Source organism: uncultured Pigmentiphaga sp. (genome assembly GCF_937950555.1).
Taxonomy (GTDB): domain Bacteria; phylum Pseudomonadota; class Gammaproteobacteria; order Burkholderiales; family Burkholderiaceae_B; genus Pigmentiphaga.
The window spans coordinates 38,297-60,386 of record NZ_CALFCW010000014.1 but is presented as its reverse complement, the minus strand read 5'-3'; the positions used below and the strand labels follow the sequence as shown (position 1 = coordinate 60,386).

The 22,090-nt window shown below is 64.7% G+C and carries 18 protein-coding genes and 2 pseudogenes; 9 read left to right on the top strand and 11 right to left on the bottom strand.

Translation table 11 applies throughout. From position 1 onward, the window contains the following. Positions 1-25: 25 nt before the first annotated feature. Together Q0319_RS02590 and Q0319_RS02585 are read left to right on the top strand one after the other, a co-directional pair. Positions 26-1,066 carry a quinone-dependent dihydroorotate dehydrogenase gene (locus Q0319_RS02590; RefSeq protein WP_296462640.1) on the top strand — a complete coding sequence of 347 codons (1,041 nt, stop codon included), beginning with the start codon at positions 26-28 and terminating at the stop codon, positions 1,064-1,066. Positions 1,067-1,266: 200 nt separating this feature from the next. Further along, entirely contained in the window at positions 1,267-2,064 is a 798-nt protein-coding gene (locus Q0319_RS02585; protein ID WP_296462637.1) for an IclR family transcriptional regulator, read from the top strand. A gap of 67 nt (positions 2,065-2,131) precedes the next feature. Here Q0319_RS02585 and pbpG read toward each other — a convergent pair whose 3' ends face one another. The 3 genes from pbpG to Q0319_RS02570 form a co-directional block, all read right to left on the bottom strand. Continuing rightward, positions 2,132-3,235: a D-alanyl-D-alanine endopeptidase gene (pbpG, locus tag Q0319_RS02580; protein WP_296462635.1), complete on the bottom strand. Its 1,104-nt coding sequence runs from the start codon at positions 3,233-3,235 to the stop codon at positions 2,132-2,134. 247 nt (positions 3,236-3,482) lie between these two features. Continuing rightward, positions 3,483-4,478, bottom strand: coding sequence for a tripartite tricarboxylate transporter substrate binding protein BugD (locus Q0319_RS02575; RefSeq protein ID WP_299450711.1), 996 nt, complete (start codon positions 4,476-4,478; stop codon positions 3,483-3,485). Between the two features lie 98 nt (positions 4,479-4,576). Beyond that, the gene (locus Q0319_RS02570) at positions 4,577-5,482 is read right to left on the bottom strand and encodes a DMT family transporter (RefSeq protein WP_299450710.1); all 906 of its coding nucleotides are present in this window, start codon (positions 5,480-5,482) and stop codon (positions 4,577-4,579) included. A gap of 239 nt (positions 5,483-5,721) precedes the next feature. On the opposite strand from Q0319_RS02570, the gene Q0319_RS02565 reads away from it, so the two are divergent. Further along, positions 5,722-6,288 carry a phasin family protein gene (locus Q0319_RS02565; RefSeq protein ID WP_296462621.1) on the top strand — a complete coding sequence of 189 codons (567 nt, stop codon included), beginning with the start codon at positions 5,722-5,724 and terminating at the stop codon, positions 6,286-6,288. A 20-nt stretch (positions 6,289-6,308) separates the two neighbouring features. On the opposite strand, the gene Q0319_RS02560 is transcribed toward Q0319_RS02565, so the two are convergent. After that, on the bottom strand, positions 6,309-7,118 hold the full coding sequence (locus Q0319_RS02560) for a molybdopterin-binding protein (RefSeq protein ID WP_296462618.1): 810 nt from the start codon (positions 7,116-7,118) through the stop codon (positions 6,309-6,311). Next, complete coding sequence (locus tag Q0319_RS02555) at positions 7,115-7,894, bottom strand: EI24 domain-containing protein (protein WP_296462615.1); 780 nt, start codon at positions 7,892-7,894, stop codon at positions 7,115-7,117. The genes Q0319_RS02560 and Q0319_RS02555 overlap by 4 nt, the downstream gene beginning before the upstream one ends. A gap of 86 nt (positions 7,895-7,980) precedes the next feature. Between Q0319_RS02555 and Q0319_RS02550 the strand changes: the two genes are divergently transcribed. After that, complete coding sequence (locus tag Q0319_RS02550) at positions 7,981-8,361, top strand: thioredoxin family protein (RefSeq protein ID WP_296462612.1); 381 nt, start codon at positions 7,981-7,983, stop codon at positions 8,359-8,361. A gap of 27 nt (positions 8,362-8,388) precedes the next feature. Here the strand turns inward: Q0319_RS02550 and Q0319_RS02545 are convergent, their stop codons facing one another. Genes Q0319_RS02545 through Q0319_RS02535 form a run of 3 tightly spaced genes read right to left on the bottom strand, consistent with a single transcriptional unit; the run spans position 8,389 to position 11,751 of the window. Then, positions 8,389-9,549, bottom strand: coding sequence for an alcohol dehydrogenase catalytic domain-containing protein (locus Q0319_RS02545; protein ID WP_299450709.1), 1,161 nt, complete (start codon positions 9,547-9,549; stop codon positions 8,389-8,391). Between the two features lie 7 nt (positions 9,550-9,556). Next, complete coding sequence (locus Q0319_RS02540) at positions 9,557-10,834, bottom strand: Rieske 2Fe-2S domain-containing protein (RefSeq protein ID WP_299450708.1); 1,278 nt, start codon at positions 10,832-10,834, stop codon at positions 9,557-9,559. Positions 10,835-10,866: 32 nt separating this feature from the next. Then, positions 10,867-11,751 carry a tripartite tricarboxylate transporter substrate binding protein gene (locus Q0319_RS02535; RefSeq protein WP_296470550.1) on the bottom strand — a complete coding sequence of 295 codons (885 nt, stop codon included), beginning with the start codon at positions 11,749-11,751 and terminating at the stop codon, positions 10,867-10,869. A gap of 218 nt (positions 11,752-11,969) precedes the next feature. Between Q0319_RS02535 and Q0319_RS02530 the strand changes: the two genes are divergently transcribed. Next, entirely contained in the window at positions 11,970-12,887 is a 918-nt protein-coding gene (locus Q0319_RS02530; protein ID WP_299450707.1) for a LysR family transcriptional regulator, read from the top strand. 10 nt (positions 12,888-12,897) lie between these two features. Here Q0319_RS02530 and hrpA read toward each other — a convergent pair whose 3' ends face one another. Then, the gene (gene hrpA, locus Q0319_RS02525; RefSeq protein ID WP_299450758.1) at positions 12,898-16,767 is read right to left on the bottom strand and encodes an ATP-dependent RNA helicase HrpA; all 3,870 of its coding nucleotides are present in this window, start codon (positions 16,765-16,767) and stop codon (positions 12,898-12,900) included. A 23-nt stretch (positions 16,768-16,790) separates the two neighbouring features. Here hrpA and argA point away from each other — a divergent pair, with 23 nt between their 5' ends. The 4 genes and pseudogenes from argA to Q0319_RS02505 all read left to right on the top strand — a co-directional run bounded on the left by argA (position 16,791) and on the right by Q0319_RS02505 (position 19,288). Further along, positions 16,791-18,143, top strand: coding sequence for an amino-acid N-acetyltransferase (gene argA, locus Q0319_RS02520; RefSeq protein ID WP_299450706.1), 1,353 nt, complete (start codon positions 16,791-16,793; stop codon positions 18,141-18,143). 88 nt (positions 18,144-18,231) lie between these two features. Further along, positions 18,232-18,366, top strand: a pseudogene (locus Q0319_RS02515) (amino acid ABC transporter permease); the annotation flags it as partial. Between the two features lies 1 nt (position 18,367). After that, positions 18,368-18,548: pseudogene (locus tag Q0319_RS02510) on the top strand (amino acid ABC transporter ATP-binding protein); the annotation flags it as partial. Between the two features lie 92 nt (positions 18,549-18,640). Then, the gene (locus tag Q0319_RS02505; RefSeq protein WP_296464385.1) at positions 18,641-19,288 is read left to right on the top strand and encodes a TetR/AcrR family transcriptional regulator; all 648 of its coding nucleotides are present in this window, start codon (positions 18,641-18,643) and stop codon (positions 19,286-19,288) included. 22 nt (positions 19,289-19,310) lie between these two features. Here the strand turns inward: Q0319_RS02505 and Q0319_RS02500 are convergent, their stop codons facing one another. Both Q0319_RS02500 and Q0319_RS02495 read right to left on the bottom strand, forming a co-directional pair. Then, the gene (locus Q0319_RS02500) at positions 19,311-20,291 is read right to left on the bottom strand and encodes a tripartite tricarboxylate transporter substrate-binding protein (protein WP_296464389.1); all 981 of its coding nucleotides are present in this window, start codon (positions 20,289-20,291) and stop codon (positions 19,311-19,313) included. A gap of 111 nt (positions 20,292-20,402) precedes the next feature. Continuing rightward, positions 20,403-22,079 (bottom strand): thiamine pyrophosphate-binding protein, encoded by a 1,677-nt coding sequence (locus Q0319_RS02495; protein ID WP_296464393.1) that lies wholly within the window; start codon positions 22,077-22,079, stop codon positions 20,403-20,405. Between the last annotated feature and the right edge of the window lie 11 nt (positions 22,080-22,090).

Genomic DNA, 22,090 nt, shown 5'->3' with positions numbered 1-22,090 from the left:
TCCCCCAACTGACTCGATTCCACCCATGTCCGCGTTTTTCCGTGCCTACCCGCTACTGCGGCCCGCCCTGTTCGCCCTTGAGCCCGAAACCGCCCATGCCCTGACGCTCACCGCGCTGCAACGGCTTCATGACCTGGGGCTGACCCGGCGCGCCCCTACCCCCGGCCGCCCGGTCGAGCTCATGGGATTGAAATTAGCCAATGGGGTAGGCCTGGCAGCCGGCCTGGACAAGAACGGAGCGCACATTGACGCGCTTGCTGGCCTGGGCTTCGGCTTCATGGAAATCGGCACCGTCACGCCCCGGCCGCAGGCCGGTAATCCGCTGCCGCGGCTATTCCGCCTGTCCCCGGCTGAAGCCCTGATCAACCGCATGGGCTTCAACAATGACGGACTGGACGCCTTCCTCGCGAACGTCCGCCGCAGCCGTTACCAGGCCCATGGCGGGATCCTCGGCCTGAACATTGGCAAGAATGCCGACACGCCCATGGAAAAGGCCGCGGATGACTACCTGGCCGGACTCTCGGCCGTATATCCGCACGCCGACTACGTCACCATCAACATCTCGTCGCCCAATACGAAAAATCTCCGCAGCCTCCAAGGGGCAGACGAACTGTCGCAATTGCTGTGCCGGCTCGGCGAAGCGCGCGACGAACTCGCCTCGCGGCATGGCCGGCGCGTGCCGCTTGCCGTCAAGATCGCGCCCGACCTGGACGAAAGCCAGATCGACGCCATTGCCGAACTGCTGCCGCGATACGGCATCGACGGGGTGATCGCCACCAACACCACCCTCTCGCGGGACGCCGTCCGGGGCTTGCGCAATGCCGACCAAGCGGGCGGCTTGTCGGGGCCGCCGGTGCGAGAGATGTCGCTGCGCGTGATCGAGAGGCTGCGGCGCAGCGCAGGCTCCTCCCTTGCCATCATCGGCGTAGGCGGCATCACGGAGGGTCGGCACGCCGCCGACAAAATCGCGGCCGGCGCCGATGCGGTCCAGCTCTACACCGGCCTCGTCTACCGCGGCCCCGCCCTAGTCAACGATTGCGTTGCCGCGCTGGCGCCTGGACGCTGAGCCGCGCAGCCGGCCAGCGCGCTCCGACGAATGGTGCGATGCAATAAACCTGACCGGGCGGCGGTATACTCGGGAACAAAAAATGGGCTGCTGCATCGCGGCAAGCCCACCCCATCAAGGTGAGGTCGCGTTTACGACATTTCACCATATGGGATAAACTAGCATCATCGCGTAGAGATCAAATAACAATGCCCAGAGCCATGACTTCCGAGGAGGCGGCTTTAGCGCCTTCCTCCGCGGCTCCCGCGCCGCAGATCGCCATCCAAGTGCTCGAACGCACCATGCGTCTGCTCGATGCCCTCGCCCAGCACCCCGATCCGGTTAGCCTCAAGGAACTCGCCCAAGCAACCGGCCTGCACCCCTCCACCGCCCACCGCATCCTGAACGACCTGGTCGCAGGACGCTACGTCGACCGCGTGGAAAGCGGCATGTATAGCCTGGGCATGCGCCTGCTCGAGCTCGGCCACCTGGTGAAGGGCCGGCTCAACGTCCGCGACGCAGCCATCACGCCGATGCGCACGCTACACCGCCTCACCGGGCAAACGGTCAACCTGTCGGTCCGGCAGGGAGACGAAATCGTCTACATCGACCGCGCATACAGCGAACGCTCCGGCATGCAGGTCGTGCGCGCCATCGGCGGCCGGGCTCCCCTGCACCTTACGTCCACGGGCAAGCTGTTCTTGTCCGCCGACGATCCCCTGCAGGTGCGCGCATACGCAGCGCGCACCGGCCTGCACGGACACACGGCCAACAGCCTGACCACGCTCGAGGACCTCGAGCGCGAACTCGAAGAAGTGCGCGCCAAGGGCTACGCGCGGGACAACGAAGAACTCGAAATGGGCGTGCGCTGCATCGCCGCGGGCATACGCGATGACACCGGCAAGCTCATCGCCGGCCTCTCCATTTCCGCGCCGGCGGACCGCATGCAGGACAGCTGGATCGATACGCTGGTGGAAACTGCCAGCCAGATTTCGGACGCCCTGGGCTACGAGCCCTGACCGGCGCCCGCTACGCCCGGCGGCACCGGGCCGCGGCTGGCCGTGCCGCCAGCCGCCCCCGCGAAGCTTACATCGCGCCGATTTCGCGCTGCACCCACTGGCGAATGCGCTGGGCGTCAGCCGTGCGGGTCAGCGAGCCGACGGAATCAAGCAGCACGATGGCCAAGTCGCGGCCTCCTATGGTCGCCAGCATGACGAGGCAGCGGCCGGCCTCGTTGATGAAACCGGTTTTCGATACGCTGATATCCCAATCCGGGCGTGCCACCAGGCGGTTGGTATTGCGGAAGGTCTGGGGCCTACCCTTCACCTCGACCACATATTCAGTGTCTGTCGTGTAGTGCCGGATCAGCGGATGCCGGGCCGCTTCGCGCACCAGGACGGCCAGGTCGCGCGGGCTCGAGACGTTTTCGCTGGACAGCCCCGTGGGTTCGACGTAGCGCGTGTCTTGCATGCCCAGCGCGGCGGCCTTGGCATTCATGGCTTGCACGAAGGCCGGCAGGCCGCCGGGATAATGGCGGCCCAGCGCATTGGCCGCCCGATTCTCCGACGACATCAAGGCCAGGTGCAGCATGTCGGCCCGCGAGAGCCGGGTGCCGACCGCCAGGCGCGAATGCGTGAACTTGTGGGTGTCGATATCTTCGGACGTAATCTCGAGTTCTTCATCCAGCGGTTGCCCCGCCTCGATCACGACCAGGGCTGTCATCAGCTTGGTGATCGAAGCAATGGGCGCCACGGTATTCTCGTTCTTGGCAAACAGCACGTCCGACGAGGCCAGGTCTTGGACGAAGGCCACGCTGGAGCGAACTGCCAGATGGCCGTCGTCGAGCTCGAGCGAGGAAGCAGGACCGTACGAAGCGCGCTGTATGCCGGCCGCGGCTTCCTTGTGCGCAACCGGCTTGGCAGCGCGCTTTTTCCCCGCCGCGACCGGTTTGGCCTTCTTGGCGGAGGCAACCTTGGAGGACTTGGCAGGGGCAGTCTTGGAAGACTTGGCGACCTTGGCCGGCTTCTTGGAGGAACGGGCCTTCCCCGATGCCGCCTTCTTGGCCTGCTTGGCTTGCGACGCGGACGAGGTAGCGGCGTGGGCCACCGGGACGGCGGCGGGAAGGATAAACGTGGCTGTGAGGGCGCAGAGCAGCGAGATCGATAAAATGCGGTTCCTGATGCGCGCCATGTTTCCTCCGGTAACGACTCGGCCCAGGGGTGGCAGCTTATCAGATTTTTCCGCGGAAATCTCTATTAAATGAACGACTTAGCTCGCTTTTTTTAAGCTTCTACTTAAAAACCGACTGCAAATATTGCAAAGCCCGGCACAGGCCGGGCCTTGGCTTTCCAGGAGCCCATGGGCGACGCTCCGAAACACGCCTTGGCAGGGTAGCTGCCGGGCTACCGGAGGCGTCGCGCCTGGGCGGTGCTCGGCGTCAATCTGCGTAGACACCCGCCTTCTTGATCACGGCGCCCCACTTGGCGGTCTCGGACTTCACCAGCGTGTCGAGGGCGGCAGGCGTGGCCTTGTCAGCCAAGACGATGGCGCCGAGCTCGCTCATGCGCTTCTGGAACGCGGGATCGTCCAAGCCAGCCTTCAGTGCGCTCTGCAGCTTGGCGACCACGGCGGGCGAAGTCCCCTTGGGTGCCCACAAGCCGTGCCAGATGCCGACCGAGAACCCCTTCAGGCCGGATTCGTCCAGCGTGGGCAGGTCGGGCAGGCTCGGCACCCGGGTCGTGCTCGTCACGGCATAGGCCTTGACCTTGCCGGCCTTGATTTGCCCGGTGGTGTTGGTGGTTTGGTCGCACATGAAGTCCACCTGCTTGCCCAGCAGGTCGTTCATGGCCGGCGCGGTGCCTTTGTAAGGGATGGTCTGGAACTCCGTGCCGATGGAGCTCATGAACATCAGGCCGCACAGGTGCGAGGCCGAGCCGATCCCCGCGTTGGCCATGGAGAGCTTGCTGGCGTTGGCCTTGACGTAGTCGAGGAACTCCTTGATGTTATTCGCGGGGAAGTTGTCGCGCGCGACTATCGTCATGGGCACGTCGACCGTGAGCCCGATCGGTTGGAAATCGTTGGCCTGGTCGTAGCTCAGCTTGCGATAGAGCGCCGGCGCAGTGGAGAAGCCGATGTGCATGAGAAGCACGGTATAGCCGTCGTTCGGCGCCTTGGCCACCCTTGCGGTGCCGATCGTGCCGCCGGCACCGCCGACGTTCTCGACCACCACCGTTTGGCCGAGCGACTTGCGCATGGCTTCGGCCAGCGAGCGCGCCACCACGTCGGTGGGACCACCGGCCGCGAAGGGAACGATCATCGTCACCGGACGGGTGGGATAGTTCTGCTCCGCCGCGTGCGCAGGCGCGAGGCCGGCCACGCCGGCCAGGACTGCGGCCGCGATCGCCGCGGGCGCTGCATTTTTTTGAAGGCCCATTTTTGTCTCCTGCTCGTGAAAGGGTGCCGCGGGAGACGACTCCCGCGACAGTGAAAAGAGTGTAAGGGATCGCAATCTGCGCGCGAGAACGAATCTCCCTATCGTTTCCCCTGAGTCCACGCCACAGCGAACGCCGAGATCGCCATGCCGGCCAGCATGGTCAGGGTGAGTGGCTCGTCGAACGCCGCCCAGGCCATGAGCGCGGTCACGGTCGGCGTCAGATACATGAGGCTCGCCACCCGGGTGGCGGCACCGCGCCGAATCAGCAGGAACAACAGGCAGATCGCGCCGATGGACAGCGCAAACACCGACCAGGCCCACGCGCCCACGAAGGACCAGGTCCACTCGACCTGCATCGTTTCGAACACCCAGGCGGCCGGCGCAACGACGGCCAGCGATGCGGCAAACTGCAGCACCAGGCCGGCGCGCAAGTCCACCCCGGGACAGAACCGCCTCTGGTAAATCGTGCCGGCGGTGATGGAGACCAATGCCCCCACGGCAAACGCCAGCGCCCGCCAGGTGAGCCCGTCGCCACCGAGGCGGTTCTCCACCACCAACGCCACGCCCAGGAACCCCAGTGCCAGCCCGATCCATTGGCGCATGCTGGGCGCCTCGCCCATCCAGCGGCCGGCCACGCCCGTCAGCAGGGGCTGCAGGCCCACGACCAGCGCGGCCAACCCTGCCCCCATGCCCTGGTGGATCGCCGTCCAGACGCCGCCGAGATATCCGGCCTGGAGCAGCACGCCGGCCACGGCGACATGCAGGCTTTCTCGACGCCCTGGCCACTGGATGGACAACAGAAACGACAGCGGCACCATGACGGCGAGCACGCCCGCGAACCGCGCGGCCAGGAAGGTCATGGGCTCGGCATACGGCAGCCCAAAGCGGGCGACGACGAAGCCCGTGCTCCAGATAATGACGAAAAAGGGTGCGATCAAGCGGGACAGGAGCGGAGAACCCACGGCGCGGCCTTCGGTATGGGACGCCGAAGTGTAGCGGGACACCGCCCACGCGCGCTATGTGCAGAGCCCTTTGGGCCCCCTTCCGCGGGCGGGGAAGGCGCCTGACGCATCGCAACAATCCACAGGGGAAAAAACTTGACTTTCCCCACAGTACACCTACAATAGTTTTTGTGCGATGCAGCAATCGACATCGATGCGCATTGACGGATCGGGCTGTTTGGGGGCGTACTTCCCTGGTTTCCCGGTCGCCTCGTCCTAGACAGTCCACAAGGAGCCCAACTATGTTCGCTACCCCTGAACGCGCACTGGCCTCGCAAAAAGCGGCCTTTGAAACCCTACTCACCGCCCAGAACACCGCGTTCGAAGGTTTCGAAAAACTGGTCGACCTGCACCTGAAGGTTACCAAGGCCACGTTCGAAGAAGCGTCGCTGAAGGCACAAGAAGCCTTTGGCCTGAAAGACGGCCAAGAAGTGTTCGCCTTCGTCTCCTCGCTGGTCCAACCGAGCGCCGAGAAGGCGGTCGCCTACGGCAAGCACGTTTATGACATCGTATCTGGCGTGCAGACCGAATTCACGCGCCTGGGCGAAGCGCAGCTGGCCGAACAGCACCGCCAACTTGCCGAAGCCGTCGACCAGCTGGCCAAGAACGCGCCGGCCGGCTCGGAAAGCGCCATCGCGCTGGTCAAGTCCTCGCTCGCCACGCTCACGTCGGCATACGAGTCGGTGAGCAAAGCGGCCAAGCAAGCGGCGGAACTGGCCGAGTCCAACCTGAACGCGGCCACGAATGCCACGTTCAAGGCCGCCGCCGACGGCCGCGCAGCGCGCAGCCGCAAGGCCGCCGCGGCCTAAGCCCTGCACGCAAGACCCGATTACTCGGCGGCGTTGAACAGGCCGCCGAGCCGGCGCACCTCTTCGCGCATGCAGGCCAGCGCCTCGGCCGCCGCGGCCGGCTCGCCTTTGACACCCAACTCGATGTGGCGGCGCTTCCCATCGCCTCCCACGCTGGGCAGGCTGAACGCCTTGACGTCGGGCCAACGCCGCTCGATGGCCTCCATCACCGGCGCGATGCGCGACTCTGGCAGCTCGAACACCATGAATGAATGCTCGACGTGCGGCACCGCATGGTGCAAGCCGGCATAACGGTTGTCGAGCGTCCATTCGATCATCGGCCAGGCCATCACCGGAAAGCCCGGCACGAAGGTGTGGTCTCGTATGAAAAATCCCGGAATTTTGTTGTAGGGATTGGGCACGATCTCGCTGCCTTCCGGAAACTCGCCCATTTTCAGGCGCCGCTGGTTTTCCGGCGTCGTCATGTCGGCGCTGCCCGAGCCCTCGGCGGCCGTCTCCGCGCAGCGCTCGGTGATCAGAATCCGCGCTTCCTCGTGCAATACCAGCGGTACGCCCAAGGCAGCCGCCGCGGCTTGGCGCGTGTGATCGTCGGGCGTGGCGCCAATGCCGCCGCACGAAAACACAATGTCGCCACTGGCAAAACTGCGACGCAGCGCGTCGGTGAGCGCCTCGCGGTCGTCGCCCAGGAACTGGGCCCAGGCGAGCCGCAGGCCGCGCGCGCCCAACAGCTCCACGACCTTGGCGAAATGCCGGTCTTGGCGGCGCCCGGAAAGAATCTCGTCTCCGATGATGAACAAGCCGATACGGCGAGAAGCAAGCGATGCGTTCATGACGTGGTCTCGCTACGCAGGCGGCGCAGCGCCTCGAGTGCAAAATGCGAAAACAGGAGCGCCGAAAACACCGGCAGTATGAACCAGGCGGGAGGCAAGAGGTTCAACAGGGAACAGATCAGCCCTAACGCCCAGAATCCCCGATTGTGCCGCGCGAGCAGCAGGCGCCGCTCTTCGGGCGAAGCATGCTCGATCATCGCGTCGAGCCGGAGCATGCGAGTAAAGGCAAAAGCCCACCAGGCGATGGGCAGCAGCACGGCCAGTGGAGGAAGCAGCCAGAGCGGCATGGTGAACAGCCAGCCGAACACGAACAGCGTCGTGACCCACACGGCATTCCAGACGCTCGCGACCGTCGCATTGCGGCCACGCCGCTCCAGCTCGGGGTAGTCGTTCTTCTCCAGATTGCGCAGCACCAGCGGCATGATGAGCACCGCCGCGACCACGAGCCCCAGGATGCCCGATAGCGGCAGCAGGATCAGCGTGGCCACGACGGGAATCAGCCACAGCTTGAGCGAGGCGATCCCCACGGCGACCAGCACGCCGTCCAGATCGCTCACGAACGGAATCCCGAACAGCGTGCCTTGCAGCCATTCGGTAAGCGGTGTCCAGAAGAACCAAATCAGGGCGATCGCCGCGGCCAAGGCGACCAGGAAAGGCAGCAGCAACGCAAGCAACATGGGCCCGCGGAACTGCGATACGACGGCCCGGCCAAAGGCCAGGCCGACCCCCTGCAACCCCGCGCTGGCCGCAGTGCGTTCATCGGAAGAGGAAGCCATTCGATCTCCGTGATTTCAGTCACGGTTGCAAGTATGACGCAAGGCGCAGGCATAATGGCTACCAAAACCCTTACGTCACTCACATCATGGCCGTCTACTTTCCCGACACCGGCGCCGGTGAGCTCGCGCGGCGCCTCGATGATCCGCAAACCTTGCTGGTCGCGTGCCTCTGCGCGGCTTGGTGTGGCACTTGCCGCGAATACCAGCCCAAGTTCGAGGAACTGTCCGAGCAGTTCACCGATCACGTGTTCCTCTGGGTGGACGTCGAGGAACACCCCGACCTGCTGGACGACCAGGACATCGAAGACTTCCCCACCCTGCTGATCCAAACCGGGCACCAGACCCTCTTCTATGGCCCGATGCTGCCCCACATCGGCCACCTGCAGCGCCTGCTCGAAAGCCTGGAGACCGACAGTCCGGCCCCCAACCTGCCCGGCGCGCCGGAGCTGCGGCGCGCCCTCACCTAGGACGCTCGAAAAGCGAGGCGGAAAGCGTCACTGCTGCGTCGCACCTGGCTCGGAAACGGCCCCGCCCCCGGTGCGCCAGGGGTCTACGCAACAATGAATCGCCGCCCGCCCCGCCTGGCCCCCCACGGTGTGCAACGCGGCGTCGACCTGGTCGAGGCCGAAAACGTGGGTGCAGAGTTTGTGCAACGGGTAGCGCCCCGACGCAATGGTCGCAAGCCCCAGCTCCACGGCCTGGTAGCTATGCCCACGCACCCCCTTCAGAGTCAGGCATTTCTTGAACAGGATATCGCTGTCGAATTTCGGCACCGGCTCACCTTTGCGCCCCCCCAGCAGGATGGTTCCATGCTTGCGAGCCAGTTGGACCGCGGCGACGATGGTGGCCGGCCCCCCGGAGGCGCAGTCGATGACCAAGTCGGCCATCAGCCCGCCAGTCAGGTCGGCGACGGTCTCTAAGAGATCTTCCTTCTCGATATCGATGGTGTGGTGGGCTCCCAGTTCGCGCGCCAACTCCAGCCTGTGGCGGTCCGCCGACAAGCCCGTCACGATGATGCAGCTCGCCCCCGCTTCGCGGGCGGCGACCACGCACGCCAACCCCTGCTGGCCAGGCCCCTGGATGAGCACCGCTTGTCCCACGGTCGCCCGGCCCTGTAAATGCGCCCATTCGAACCCATTGCCCAACGGAAGGGCCAGCGTGGCTAGCGTCGGGGAGACCGATTCCGGCACCCGGTGGAACACCGAGCTGGGATGCAAGAACTGGTACTCCCCATAGCCCCCCCATAACGAAGGAGCGACCGAGATGGGCGTCGACCCATAGCGAACGCCGTTGCCCAGCAGGGAGTCGGTGGCGTCGCATAATCGAAAGTCGCCGCTGCGGCAATAATCGCAATGACCACAAGGAAGATACTCCTCCAGGGCGACGCGATCTCCCTCCTTTAATCCCCATCTGGTTGCAGCGGAGCGGCCGAGCGCCTCGATCCTCCCCACGGTTTCATGGCCCAGGATCAAGGGCCCCTTACTCCGAGGGTAGTTGACGAAGTATGGCCAATCGCTTCCGCATATTCCCGTCATCTCGACTTTCAACAGACCGCCATCGACCGGAATTTCGGGGCGTGCAAAGGCGCGCACTTCGGTTCGCAGCCCGTCGAGAGCCACGGCGGCCCGTATGGACGAAGTCATACTTGTGGACATGGCGTTCCTAGATGGAGGTATGGGCACCTTCGACTACCGCGGTCACCTCCTCCACCACGTCGGCCAATGGCACTTCGGGGGGCAGGACGAAGGACGCCGAACGCACCCGATGGGTCGCGGGATCCAGGCCGGGAGGCTGCGTGCCGTCCGCCACGGCGTCTGCGGCAGCCAATAAGCGCCGGCGGGCCTTGACAATGGCGATATCCGTGCTCGCCAGGCGCTCCAAGGACCGGTCTACGATAGGCCCCATGCTCTCTTGCAGCGATGCATCTTGCATCGCGATCCCCTTCACGCCGCTGTAATAGATTCCCTTTTTCTGCGCCTCGCGGTCGATCAGATAGTCATTGCGCTTGTTGGCGACCGTCCGGTAAGTGCCTGGGATCAACTCGGCATAAATGCCTTGTCCGCTTTCCATGGCGGCGCGCTCGTCCGTGCTGAGCGGACGGGACGGGTGATGGGTCATGCTCCACACGTAGCAATTCTCATCATCCATGGGCACCCACGCATGGCCATGAAGCGCGTGGTCACCGTAGGGCGGAATCATCGTGTACCAAGGCATGATCCACTGCGTAATCCGCCAGTAACTCTTGCCGCCGTCTGCGCGCCTACGCGCACCGATCAACAACCCGCCGGCTGACTCCATGACTTCAAATTGCGGCGTAGCGTCGCGCTGATACTGGGCGCCCTGGGTGCCCTTGTGCAGGGGGTCGGTGTGCAATTCCCCGCTGTGCAGGAAGGACACATGGCTCGAATCGATGCCTCCCTCCATCGCCTGAAGGTAATTGCTCTCCTGGATCCGCTTGCACACGTAGCGGTGGGAGGCCGGCACTTGCATCCACTCGAATTCGGGAAACGGCGGCTTGAGCTCTGGCGGCCCCATGTAAGTCCACACGACCCCGCCCTGCTCGATGCACGGATAAGACAGAAGCCTTACGCTCTTCTTGAATGTGCCGCTCGCCTCTTCCGACGGAACTTCCAGGCATTCGCCCGAGGCGGAGAACTTCCAACCGTGGTAGGCGCAACGGATGCCCCCCATTTCGTTTCGGCCGAACCAAAGCGAGACGCGGCGATGGGGGCAAAACTCATCGACGAGCCCAACGCGCCCCTCCGAGTCGCGAAAGGCCAAGAGATCTTCGGAGAGGAGCTTGACGCGGACTGGCGGGCAATCGGGAGTGGGTACTTCTTCGGACAAGAAAGCGGGAATCCAATAGCGGCGGAACAGGTTGCCCATGGGCGTACCTGGTCCGGTCCGGACCAATTTTGCGTTCTGTGCTTGAGTGACCATGACGTATGTAGTGGGTGGAAACCCGTTCAATCTCAATCGGCCGACAAACCGGCTTGGGACGCGACCTGGCGCCAGGTCTGGATTTCCCGGCGAACCCAGTCGTCCAAGACTTCCGGACTGCCGCCTACGGCGGTCACGCCCATTTGTTCGAACCCTGCCTTGACGTCGGCCGTCCGAAGCAAATCGTTGATATCGCGATTGACCCGCTCGATGACTTCCCGCGAGGTGCCTGCTGGCGCATGCAGCCCGACCCAAGTTTCGAACTCCATCCGCTTCAGGCCCAGTTCGCTGAGCGTCGGCACCTGGGGAAACTGGCTCAGCCTGCGATCCGACACCGCGGCCAACATGCGCATCTTGCCGGCCTGGACCAACGATGCCGCTGTCTGCAGTACCACGAAACTGGCCTGGACTTGGCCCGAAGCCAGGTCGTTGAGCACGCCGCTGGTGGCCTTGTAGGGCACGTGCGTCATCGAAACGCCGGTTTCCTGCTGGAACAGCTCCATCGTGAGATGATGCACGCTGCCTATTCCAGGCGAGGCATAGTTGAGCTTGCCTGCCGCTTGTTTCTTCACGTGCGCGAGGAACTCGTCCACGCTATGCGCGGGAACGTCATTGCTGACGACCAAGACCAGCGGACTCTTGCCGACTAACGCAACGGGGACAAAAGCACTGGCCGGGTCATAGGGCAACTTGGAACGCACCGCGGCAAGGGTGCTGAAGGCGGTGATCGACATCAGCAACGTATAGCCATCGGCAGGCGCCTTGGCCACGGCATCGAAGCCGATCGCGCCTCCGGCACCGACTTTGTTGTCGACCACGACCGGCACCCCCCAACGCGGCGACAACTTGGAAGCCAGCAAGCGCGCCATCTGATCGCCGGTCGTCCCGGCGGAAGCGGGGCTAATGATCTTGACCATGTGGGCGGGATAGCCCGCAGCCGATGCGACTGCCGGCGATAACGCCCACCCACCGAATAGACCCACACCCAGCCAACGAATCAATCGGCCGGCACCAGGTTTACTTGTGACTCGCGCTTCCATCCCCGTCTCCCATGTTGTTTTCTTTGGGATGGACAGTAACTCGCCCTGATTTATCATCCAAGCGAGTTATTCTCATTAATTAAATAGGTTCGCCAATGAATAACTTCTATTCCGAGCTCGGCAACCTTTCCCTCAAGCAATTGCGCGCCTTCGTCTGTGTTGCAGAGACGCATAGCTTTACGGAAGCCGCGGCCGTCCTGAACCTGTCGCAATCGGCCGTAAGCCTGCTGGTGCGAGAACTCGAGGCCGAGCTGGGGCTCAAGTTGTTCGACCGGACCACGCGTTCGGTTCAACTGACGGAGGCAGGCGAAGAGCTGCGCCCCACGGCGACCCGGGTCATCCAAGACCTCGGAAGCGCCGTCAGCGAATTCCGCGGGCTTGCCGCCCGTAGCAGGGGACGAGTGAGATTTGCGTGCTCGCCGGTCCTCGCGTCGCTCTGGCTTCCCCGCGTAATCGGGGCATTCTCGGAACGACACCCGAACGTGACCGTCGTCTTGCGCGACAGCGCGGGCGGCGAAATCGTCGATTTGGTCGCGAGCGGCGAAGCAGATCTCGCGCTCAGCGTCCCGCCGTCAGAATCACCGTTCGTTCGTGAAGAACCGTTCCTGACCGACCACCTCGCGCTCATCTACCCACGCAGCTATAGGTGGAATCGGCGCCACAAGCCTTCCTGGTCTGACGTCACGGCCCATCCGTACATCGCCTTGGCTGCGTTGAACCCGACCCGCCACTTCGTCGACTACCACGCGATGCAAGCCAACGTTCGCTTAAAGCCGGCCTTCGAAGTTTCTTTTGTATGGACAGCGATAGGCCTCGTCGATGCCGGACTCGGCGTGGCCCTGATTCCTGGCCACGCCCGCCCCATCGTAGAAAAGTACAGCAACGTCGAGATGCGTCTATTCGAACCAGAAAGCATCGTGCGCCCCATCTCGTTGCTAAGCCATCGCCAACGGTCCCTGTCGCCGGCCGCGCAAACCTTTTCCCACTTCATCCGGGAATACGTGAAACGCTGAGGCGCCGCACTTACCGGTTGATGGCCTCCCAGCTCTTTTGCAAGCGCTTGACCGACACCGGCATGGGCGTGCGCAGCTCCTGGGCGAACAGGGCCACGCGCAACTCTTCCAGCATCCAGCGGAATTCGTCCAGGCGCGGATCCGGGACGCCTTTGCGCGCGGCGCGGGCCCGTTGATAGGGCACGAGCAGTTGATTCAGGTCTGCCAGCAGGCGCGCGTCGCGGGGAGGATCGGCACGCAGCTTGTCGATCCGTGCCTGTACCGCCTTGAGGTAACGCGGGAAATGCGCCAGTTGCGGATAAGGGGTGTCGCGAATGAACCACTTTGTCATCAGGCCGCGCAATTGCTGTTCGATGTCCGCATGGGCTGCCGCGTGCGCCTTGGCCTGGGGTAGCTTGCGCTGCGCCGCCGCCCATTCGGTCAGTATGGTCGACGCCAGGCGTGCGATCTCTTGGGCCAGCAACCCCACCCGCCCCTTGCCTTCGGCCCGCCGCTGCGCGAAGGCTTGCGCGTCCGTCGGCAGCGGATCGGCCAGGCAGGCCTGTGCCAGCGCTGCATCGATGATCTGGTCCCGCAATTCCTCCTGCGTCCCGAGCGGCATGTACAGCATGCTCATCTGGGTCAGGCCGTTCAGGTTTTTCTCCAGGAACTTGACCTGGTCTTTCAGTTGCAGGCGGAACAGGCGCAGCAATCCCGCTCGGTGATGCCGAGCCGCCTCGTCGGGATCGTCGTAGACGTCGAGATCGCAGTGCGTGCCGCGGTCCACCAGCGCCGGATAGCCGATGACCGACAAGCCGCCGCGCCGGATTTCCATCAGTTCCGGCAAAGGGCCGAACGTCCAATCCGTCAGGTTCTCGTGGGCCAAGGCCTGCGCCACGTCCTTGTCGCGCGCGGCCACCTGCTGGAACGTGGCCTGCGCTTCGCGTCCCAGCTCCGCTTTCAGTTGCGACAAATTGCGGCTCATGTCCAACATCCGCCCGTGCTCGTCCACCACCCGGAAGTTCATGAACAGGTGGGGCGGCAGCGTTTCCAGCTTGAAATCGGCCGGCGCCAGCTGCACGCCGGTTTGCTCGCGCACGTCCGCGATCAGCGCCTCGATCAGGCTGCGGTCCGGTTTCAGTGCCCGGTCGAACCAACGGTCGTAGAAGGCCGCCGCGTACTCGGGCAGCGGCACGCAATGGCGGCGCAGCTTCTGCGGCAGGGATTTGAGCAGCAGATGGACCTTTTCCTTCAGCATGCCCGGCACCAGCCACTCGCAGCGGGCCGGGTCGAGCTGGTTGAGCGCGAACAGCGGCACGGTCAGCGTCACGCCGTCGCGCGGCGAACCGGGCTCGAAGTGATAATCCAGCGCCATCTCGATGCCGTGCAGCGCCAGTTTCTTGGGGAAGACCTCGGTAGTCACGCCGGCAGCTTCGTGCCGCATCAGCTCCTCGCGCGACAGGAACAGCAGCTTGGAGCCCTCGCCGGCCTGCGCGCTCGCCTCCCGGTACCATTTTTCCAGCGTGACGACGCGATTCACGTCGGCCGGAACCTGCCTGTCGTAGAAGGCGAAGATCAGCTCGTCATCGACCAGGATGTCGGGCCGCCGCGATTTGTGCTCCAGCTTCTCGATCTCGGCGACGAGCCGGCGGTTGTGCGCGATGAACGGCAGCCGGCTGTCGAGCTCTCCGGTCACCAGCGCCTGGCGAATGAAGATTTCGCGTGCATGGCGCGGATCGATGCGTCCATAATCGACGCGACGGCCGGCGTAGACCGTCAGGCCATACAACGTCGCCCGTTCATTGGCGACCACCCTGCCCTCTTTCTTCTCCCAGCGCGGATCAGACCAGTTCTTGCGCAACAAATGGCGGCCCGCGCGCTCCACCCAGGTGGGGTCGATGCGGGCCACGCAGCGTGCGAACAGGCGCGAGGTTTCTACGAGTTCGGCTGCAACGACCCAGCGCCCCGCCTTCTTCGCCAACCTCGACCCGGGATGGATGACGAAGCGAATGCCCCGGGCGCCGAGATACTGCGCGTCCTCGTCGGACTTGTAGCCAATGTTGCCGAGCAACCCTGTCAGCAGGGCAAGGTGGACTTGCTCCAGCGTGGCCTCGGACTGGTTCAGGCGCCATCCCTGTTCGCCAACGACCGCCGCGAGCTGGGAGTGCACGTCACGCCATTCCCGCATGCGCACCGGCGACAAAAAATGCTGGCGCAGTTTTTCTACCAACTTGCGCTGCGACTGTTTGTGCTCTAGCGCCTCATTGAACCACTTCCACAGCTTCAGGAACGCCATGAATTCAGACCGGTCATCGGCGAATTGGGCATGCGCCTGGTCAGCCGCTTCCTGTGCATCGAGCGGTCGGTCGCGCGGATCCTGCACCGAAAGCGCCGACGCGATGACCAGCATCTCGGACAGGCAATCGTGGTCCCGGGCGGCCAGGATCATCCGGCCGATGCGCGGGTCCACCGGCAGGCGCGCGAGCTCGCGCCCGACAGGTGTCAGCGCATTGTTCTCGTCGATGGCCCCCAGCTCTTGCAGCAAGTGGTAACCGTCGGCGATCGCCCGCCCGGGCGGCGCCTCCACGAAGGGGAACTGCTCGATGTCCGCCAGGTTGAGCGATTTCATGCGCAGGATGACGCTCGCCAGCGAAGAGCGAAGGATTTCCGGATCGGTGAAGCGGGGACGCGCCTCGAAATCGCTTTCTTCGTAAAGCCGGATGCAGACCCCCGGCCCGATGCGGCCGCAGCGTCCCGCGCGTTGGTTGGCCGAGGCCTGGCTCACCGGCTCGATGCGCAACTGCTCGACCTTATTGCGCCAGGAATAGCGCTTCATCCGGACCAGGCCGGTATCCACGACGAAACGGATGCCGGGTACCGTCAGCGAGGTCTCCGCCACGTTGGTCGCGAGCACCACGCGGCGGCCGCTGCCTTTGGGGTGGAACACCCGCTCCTGCTCGGCCTGCGACAGGCGCGCGAACAAGGGCAACACCTCCGTCCCCGGAGGATGGTGTTTGCGCAGCGCCTCCGCCGCCTCCCGGATTTCGCGCTCGCCCGGGAGGAAAACCAGCACATCTCCCGGCCCATGGCGGGCACATTCGTCCACGGCGTCGACGATGGCGTCGATCAAGTCCCGTTCTTCGTCGCGGGACAGCTGCTCTTTCTCGCGCGGGCGCTCGGACTTGCGCGGCGCCGCGTCTTCGGCATCGCTGGCCTGCATGCCCCGGGTGTCCACGGGACGGTACCGCACCTCCACCGGATACAGCCGCCCCGAAACATTGATGACCGGCACCTCGGGTTTCCCGGGCAAAGAGAAATGGCGGGCGAAACGCTCGGCGTCGATGGTCGCCGAGGTGATGACGAGCTTCAGGTCGGGGCGGCGCGGCAGCAACTGCCGCAGGTAGCCCAGCAAGAAGTCGATGTTCAGGCTGCGCTCATGTGCCTCGTCGATGATGAGCGTATCGTAGGCGCGCAACTCGGGATCGCGCTGTGTCTCGGCCAGCAAGATGCCGTCGGTCATGAGCTTGACCGAAGCGCCCGGCGCGGTCTTGTCGTTGAAGCGGACCTGGTATCCCACCACCTCGCCCAGCGGGGTGCCCAATTCCTCGGCGATGCGTCGCGCCACCGACGTCGCCGCGAGCCGGCGAGGCTGGGTGTGGCCGATCATGCCGGCCGCGCCTCGTCCCAGCTCGAGGCAGATCTTGGGCAGCTGGGTGGTTTTGCCGGAGCCGGTCTCGCCGCTTACGATGATGACCTGGTGGGCCGCCAACGCGCGCGCGATCTCCTCGCGCCGGCCGCTGACGGGCAGATCCTCGGGGTAGGTGATGGGCGGAACGGGATTGCGCCGTCGTGCCGAAGGCACATTCTTGGTGGATTCTGCGACCATGAGAAGAACTTGGATTAACCCGTCATTATAATTTTGGGATGAACGCTGCCGCCCAACCTTCTGACCCCGACTCTGCCAACCTCGACCTGAACGCCCGGTTCGTACAGTGGTTCCGCGAGGTCGCCCCTTACGTGCACGCCTTCCGCGGCAAGACCTTCGTGGTGGCTTTCGGCGGGGAGCTGGTCCAGGCCGGCGCGCTCAACAGCCTGATCCAGGACCTGTCCTTGCTTAGCGCCCTGGGCATCCGGCTGGTGCTGGTGCACGGCTCGCGGCCCCAGGTCAATGAGCAGCTCCGCCTGAAAGGCATTCCCTTCCAGTTCGACCGCGGCATCCAGGTCACCGACGCGGCGGCGCTCGAGTGTGCCAAGGAAGCCGCCGGCGAAATCCGGCTCGACATCGAAGCCGCCTTCAGCCAGGGCCTGCCCAACACCCCGATGTCGCATTCGCACATCCGGGTCGTTTCGGGCAACTTCATCACAGCGCGCCCGGTCGGCGTCATCGACGGCGTGGACTACCGCCATACCGGACAGGTCCGCAAGGTGGACGCCGAGGCGCTGCGGCTGGCGCTGGACCACGGATCCATCGTGCTGCTGTCCCCGCTGGGCTTCTCCCCCACTGGCGAAGCTTTCAATCTCTCCATGGAGGATCTCGCCACTTCGGTGGCCGTCGCGTTGCGCGCCGAAAAGCTCATTTTCCTGACCGACACGCCCCTCGTCCTCGACAAAGACGGCAACGTCGACTCCGAACTGGCGCGCGAAGACGCCGACGCCCTTCTCGCCCAGGGCAACCTGGACCCGGGCACCGCCGTTTTCCTGCGCCACGCCTCGCGTGCCGTCAAGCAAGGCGTGGCGCGCGCGCACCTCGTCCCGCACGACCTCGACGGCAGTGTATTGCTGGAAGTCTTCACGCACGACGGCGTAGGCACCATGGTGGTCGAAGACACGCTGGACGACCTGCGCCCCGCCACCATCGACGACGTGGGCGCGATCCTCCACCTGATCGAACCCCTCGAAGTGGACGGCACGCTGGTGCGCCGGGGCCGCGGCAGCATCGAGCGCGACATCGAGAAATTCTCGGTGGCCGAGCACGACGGCGTGATCTACGGCTGCGCGGCCCTGTACACCTACCCGGAAGAAAAAATGGCCGAAATGGCCGCCCTGACGGTCAACCCCGCCTGGCAAGGCGCCGGCGAGGGAGACAAGCTGCTGCGGCATATCGAGGCGCGCGCGCGCGCGGCGGGCATTACGCGTTTGTTCGTGCTGACCACGCGCACGGCGCACTGGTTCATCAAGCGCGGCTTCGCCCAAGGAAGCGTGGCGGACCTGCCCAAGGACAAACAGGCGCATTACGACCGCAGCCGCAACAGCCAGGTCTTCATCAAGCGGCTGTAAGCCCCCACCCAACCGCGCCAGAACGGGGCATCAAGCGCCTCCCGCGGGTCCAGAACGGGGCGTCCCGCCTGGCGATCGCCCCGACCGGGGCTTCCTGGTACAGGTGATCAAAGGCACGGCGCTCGCCTCGGTCATCGGACTCATCGAACTAACCAAAGCTGGCACCATGATCGCCAATGCCACCTTCAAGCCGTTTGTGGTGTTCAGTTGCGTCGGCCTGCTGTAGCCTGGCCCGCGACGGCATGACGCTCGTCATGGTGACCCACGAAATGCTTCGCGCGCAAGGTCAGCGACCGCGTGGTGTTCATGCGCCAGGGAAAGGTGCACGAAATGGGGCCGCCCGAAGAATTGTTCAACAGCCCACGGACGCCCGAACTCCAGCAATTTCTGTCATCGCTGCACTGAGGCGTGGCGCGGCGCCGGGCACATCCTGGCCGCCTGTACGCGCCCCTGGCATGGCATAATCCCACGTCTATCGAGGGTTTGCCGGTTTGCACGTGAACAACTCCAAACTCGCCTCCCACGTTCCCCCTCAAGTCGTTACACGGCTCCTCGACGTCGCCGAGCTCCTTTTCGCCGAACACGGCTATACGGCGGCTTCGGTCCGGCAGATTGCGCAATCGGCCGGCGTCAACCAGGCGCTCATCAACTACCATTTCCAGACCAAGCAGGGTCTGTTCATGGCGGTATTCGAGCGGCGCTGCCGCGTGCTGATGCAAGAGAGGGAAGAACTGTTGGCAGAGGCCCTGCGGCGCGGAGCCGAAAGCGGAAAAGTCGCGCTACGCGACATCATCTATGCCTTCGTCTACCCGCCCCTGCGCATGGCCAACGACGACGGCCCCGGTGGCCGAGCCTTCGTGAAGCTGCAGGCGCGCCTGCACCACGAGCCCAAAGAACTCGAGCAGGCGCTACGTGCCCGCTACTACGACCAAACCACCTTCAAGTTCGTGGATGCCCTGCGCGCCTGCTTTCCCGACCGCTCCCCGGAGTCGATCTACTGGCGCCTGACGTTCGTCATGGGGATCTACATCTACGTGGCGTCCAACACCGGGCGCATCGAGATCATTTCCCGGGGAACGTGCAAGGGTACGGACCTGGCGCAGGCGCTGGCCGAGATCCTGGATTTCTGCGAACACGGCTTCTAGCCGCGGCGCCTTACCGCTGCACTTACTGCTCCAGCTTGGCGCCGGTTTCGCGCACGATGGTGGCCCAGCGCTTGAGCTCGTCCTTCAGGTAGGTGCCGAACTCGTCGGGCGTGCCCCCCACCGGGATCAGCGCCTGCATGGCCAGGTTGTTCTTGATGTCTGCCTCCTTGAGCGTTTCGTCGATGGCCCGGCTGACCTTCTCGATGCGGTCCTTGGGCGTGCCTGCGGGAGCGAGAACGGCAGTCCAGGTGTAGTCCAGGATATCGGGATAGCCCAGCTCCGCGAGCGTCGGGACGTCAGGCAGCATGGGGATGCGCTCCTTGCTCGAGACGGCGAGCGCCTCCACGCGGCCGCTCTTGACGAAGGGCAGCACGCCCGCCACGGCCAGCGACCCCACGGGCGGCTCTCCCGCCGCCAGGGCCGCGGCGGCCGGGCCGGCACCCCGATAGGGCACGTGCGTCATTTCCGTGCGCCACTTGATCTTGAACAGGTTTTCCCCGGTGAGGTGTGGCGTGGTACCGGTGCCGGGGCTGGCGAACGACAGCTTCTCCTTGGACGCCTTCTCGCGCAGCTGCGCCAAGGTCTGCACGCCCAGGCTCTTGTGGACCGCGATCGCGTTCGGCTGCGTGGCGATGATGGAAACGGGCGCGAAATCCTTCTCTGCGTCATAGCCCGCATCCTTGCCGGACAGCGCCGGGTTCACGGCGAAAGATGTCGTCGTGACCAGGTAGGTATAGCCGTCCGGATCGGCCTTGGCCACAGCCTGCGCGCCGACGTTGCCGCCCGCGCCGCCCCGGTTCTCGATTACAACCGCCTGCCCAAGCCGCTCGCTCAGTTTCTGGGAAACGATGCGGGCCGTCACATCGGCCGGCCCGCCGGGCGGAAAGGCCACGATCAGCTTGACGGGCTTGGTTGGGTAATCCGACTCGGCGGCCCATGCGCCAAAGGCAGCAAGACAAGCGGCAGAGCCCAAGATCAAACGCTTCAACGTGCGATGCATCATCTCCTCCTCGTCCTAGTGAATACCGCCACATGCCGACGGCGCCCGCTCTGACCGGCCGGGCTGCCGACGGACGTTCCAAACCATCAACCTAAACCTGCGGCCCCTCCTTGCTCACGCCACTGGGGGCGGTGCCAGCACTTCGATGTCCGTCACGACATCGATCACGGCCGGCCGCCCCGCGGCCAGCGCTTGCTCGAGCGCCGCGGGAAGCTGTCCGGGTTGCGTCACGCGGATGCCGAGCGCGCCGATCGTGTTGGCGATTTCGGCGAAATTGACCGGGGTATAGGTCCAGAGCTCGCGCCCCCTTTCGGTCTGCTGACCGCCATAGGCGCGATCAAAACCCCGCTTGGACTGATTGCCGCCGCTGTTGTTGTTGACCACCACGACGGTGTTAATCTTCCAGCGCACCGCCGTTTCCAGCTCGGCGATGTGGTACCAAAAGCCGGCATCGCCGGTGAAGACGACCACTGGGCGCTCCGGCTGCGCGCATTTGGCGCCCAGTCCGGCCGGAAATGCCCAGCCCAAGTGGCCCGCGCTGCGGATATAGCTTTGGCTCGTCGAGCGCAGGTCGAACATGCCGCCCATCCACATGCCCGCATGCCCGGTATCGACCACCACCATCGCGTCGTCGGGCACATGCTGCGTAAGCTCATGGCAGATACGCTCCGGACGGATGGGAACGGCGTCCGACGTCAGGGCCGGCCTGTATTTCTCGTACCAATCGTGCTTGAGCTTGGCGACTTCGTCCAGCCAAGCTCGCCGGTCTACCGCAGGCTGGTTCCGCGCACGTTCGAGCAGCCTCGCCAGCGCAGCGCGCGCATCGGCGCACAGCGACGCACGCAAGGGATAGTTGCGGCCGATGACTTCCGGGTTGATGTCGATCTGGATGGCGGCAACGCCGGGCGCGGGCACCTGCCAGACGTGGGTCGTCATCCCGCCGGCCTCCGTGCCCACGAAGCACACGAGGTCGGCCCGCTGAACCGTGAGGTTGGCGCTTTCGCGCGAGTAGGAGCCGACCACCCCCACGCTCAAGGGATGATTGCCAGGAATCGCATCCTTGGCATTGAGCGAAGTCGCCACGGGAATCTGCAGCGCCTCGGCCAGCGCGCGAAGCTCGGCCTGGGCGCGGGAGTTGCGCACCCCGCCGCCGACGACGAATATCGGTCGCGACGCTTCCCGCAACAAGCCCAGCACCCGATCGACCTGCTCGGGCTCGGGTTCGGGACGATACGGAGGCACGCGCGCAAAGCGCTCGTCAATTTCCGCCTCCATGTCGGCTTCCTCCGCATCGATCTGCCCTTCGTTACCCCGGAATTGCAGGTGCACCGGGCCGGGCGCCCCGCTCACGGCCGCGCGGAATGCCTGGCGCAGCATGTCGGGGATGCGCTCCGGGGCGTCGACGGTGGCGTTCCACTTCGTCACGGGCTCGAACGCCGGGACGTCGTCGACCTCCTGGTAAAGCTTGCGGAATTTCGTGCGTGGATCGCGCCCTCCGGTGATCGCGATGACGGGCGATTGCGCCAGCCAAGCATCTCGCAAGCCTGCGGCCAGGTTCAGCGCCCCGACGATTTGCGCCATGCAAATGCCCGGCTTGCCGCTGGCGCGGGCATAGCCGTCGGCCATATAGGCCGCCGATTTTTCCCCGTGCGTATGGACGCGCGCGATGTTTGTCCGGAACTCGAGTTCGGCGAAAGTCCGCCGCAGGATGGCAGGCACCATGAATACGTGGGTCACGCCGTACGCCTTGAACATGTCGGCGATGACCTGCGCGCCGGTCGTCTTAGCCAAGATCGCCTCCT

Coding starts and splice junctions, on each gene's coding strand:
- Q0319_RS02590 (WP_296462640.1), top strand. CDS start 26: ATGTCCGCGTTTTTCCGTGCCTACCCGCTACTGCGGCCCGCCCTGTTC.
- Q0319_RS02585 (WP_296462637.1), top strand. CDS start 1,267: ATGACTTCCGAGGAGGCGGCTTTAGCGCCTTCCTCCGCGGCTCCCGCG.
- pbpG (WP_296462635.1), bottom strand. CDS start 3,235: ATGGCGCGCATCAGGAACCGCATTTTATCGATCTCGCTGCTCTGCGCC.
- Q0319_RS02575 (WP_299450711.1), bottom strand. CDS start 4,478: ATGGGCCTTCAAAAAAATGCAGCGCCCGCGGCGATCGCGGCCGCAGTC.
- Q0319_RS02565 (WP_296462621.1), top strand. CDS start 5,722: ATGTTCGCTACCCCTGAACGCGCACTGGCCTCGCAAAAAGCGGCCTTT.
- Q0319_RS02560 (WP_296462618.1), bottom strand. CDS start 7,118: ATGAACGCATCGCTTGCTTCTCGCCGTATCGGCTTGTTCATCATCGGA.
- Q0319_RS02555 (WP_296462615.1), bottom strand. CDS start 7,894: ATGGCTTCCTCTTCCGATGAACGCACTGCGGCCAGCGCGGGGTTGCAG.
- Q0319_RS02550 (WP_296462612.1), top strand. CDS start 7,981: ATGGCCGTCTACTTTCCCGACACCGGCGCCGGTGAGCTCGCGCGGCGC.
- Q0319_RS02545 (WP_299450709.1), bottom strand. CDS start 9,549: ATGTCCACAAGTATGACTTCGTCCATACGGGCCGCCGTGGCTCTCGAC.
- Q0319_RS02540 (WP_299450708.1), bottom strand. CDS start 10,834: ATGGTCACTCAAGCACAGAACGCAAAATTGGTCCGGACCGGACCAGGT.
- Q0319_RS02535 (WP_296470550.1), bottom strand. CDS start 11,751: ATGGTCAAGATCATTAGCCCCGCTTCCGCCGGGACGACCGGCGATCAG.
- Q0319_RS02530 (WP_299450707.1), top strand. CDS start 11,970: ATGAATAACTTCTATTCCGAGCTCGGCAACCTTTCCCTCAAGCAATTG.
- argA (WP_299450706.1), top strand. CDS start 16,791: ATGAACGCTGCCGCCCAACCTTCTGACCCCGACTCTGCCAACCTCGAC.
- Q0319_RS02500 (WP_296464389.1), bottom strand. CDS start 20,291: ATGATGCATCGCACGTTGAAGCGTTTGATCTTGGGCTCTGCCGCTTGT.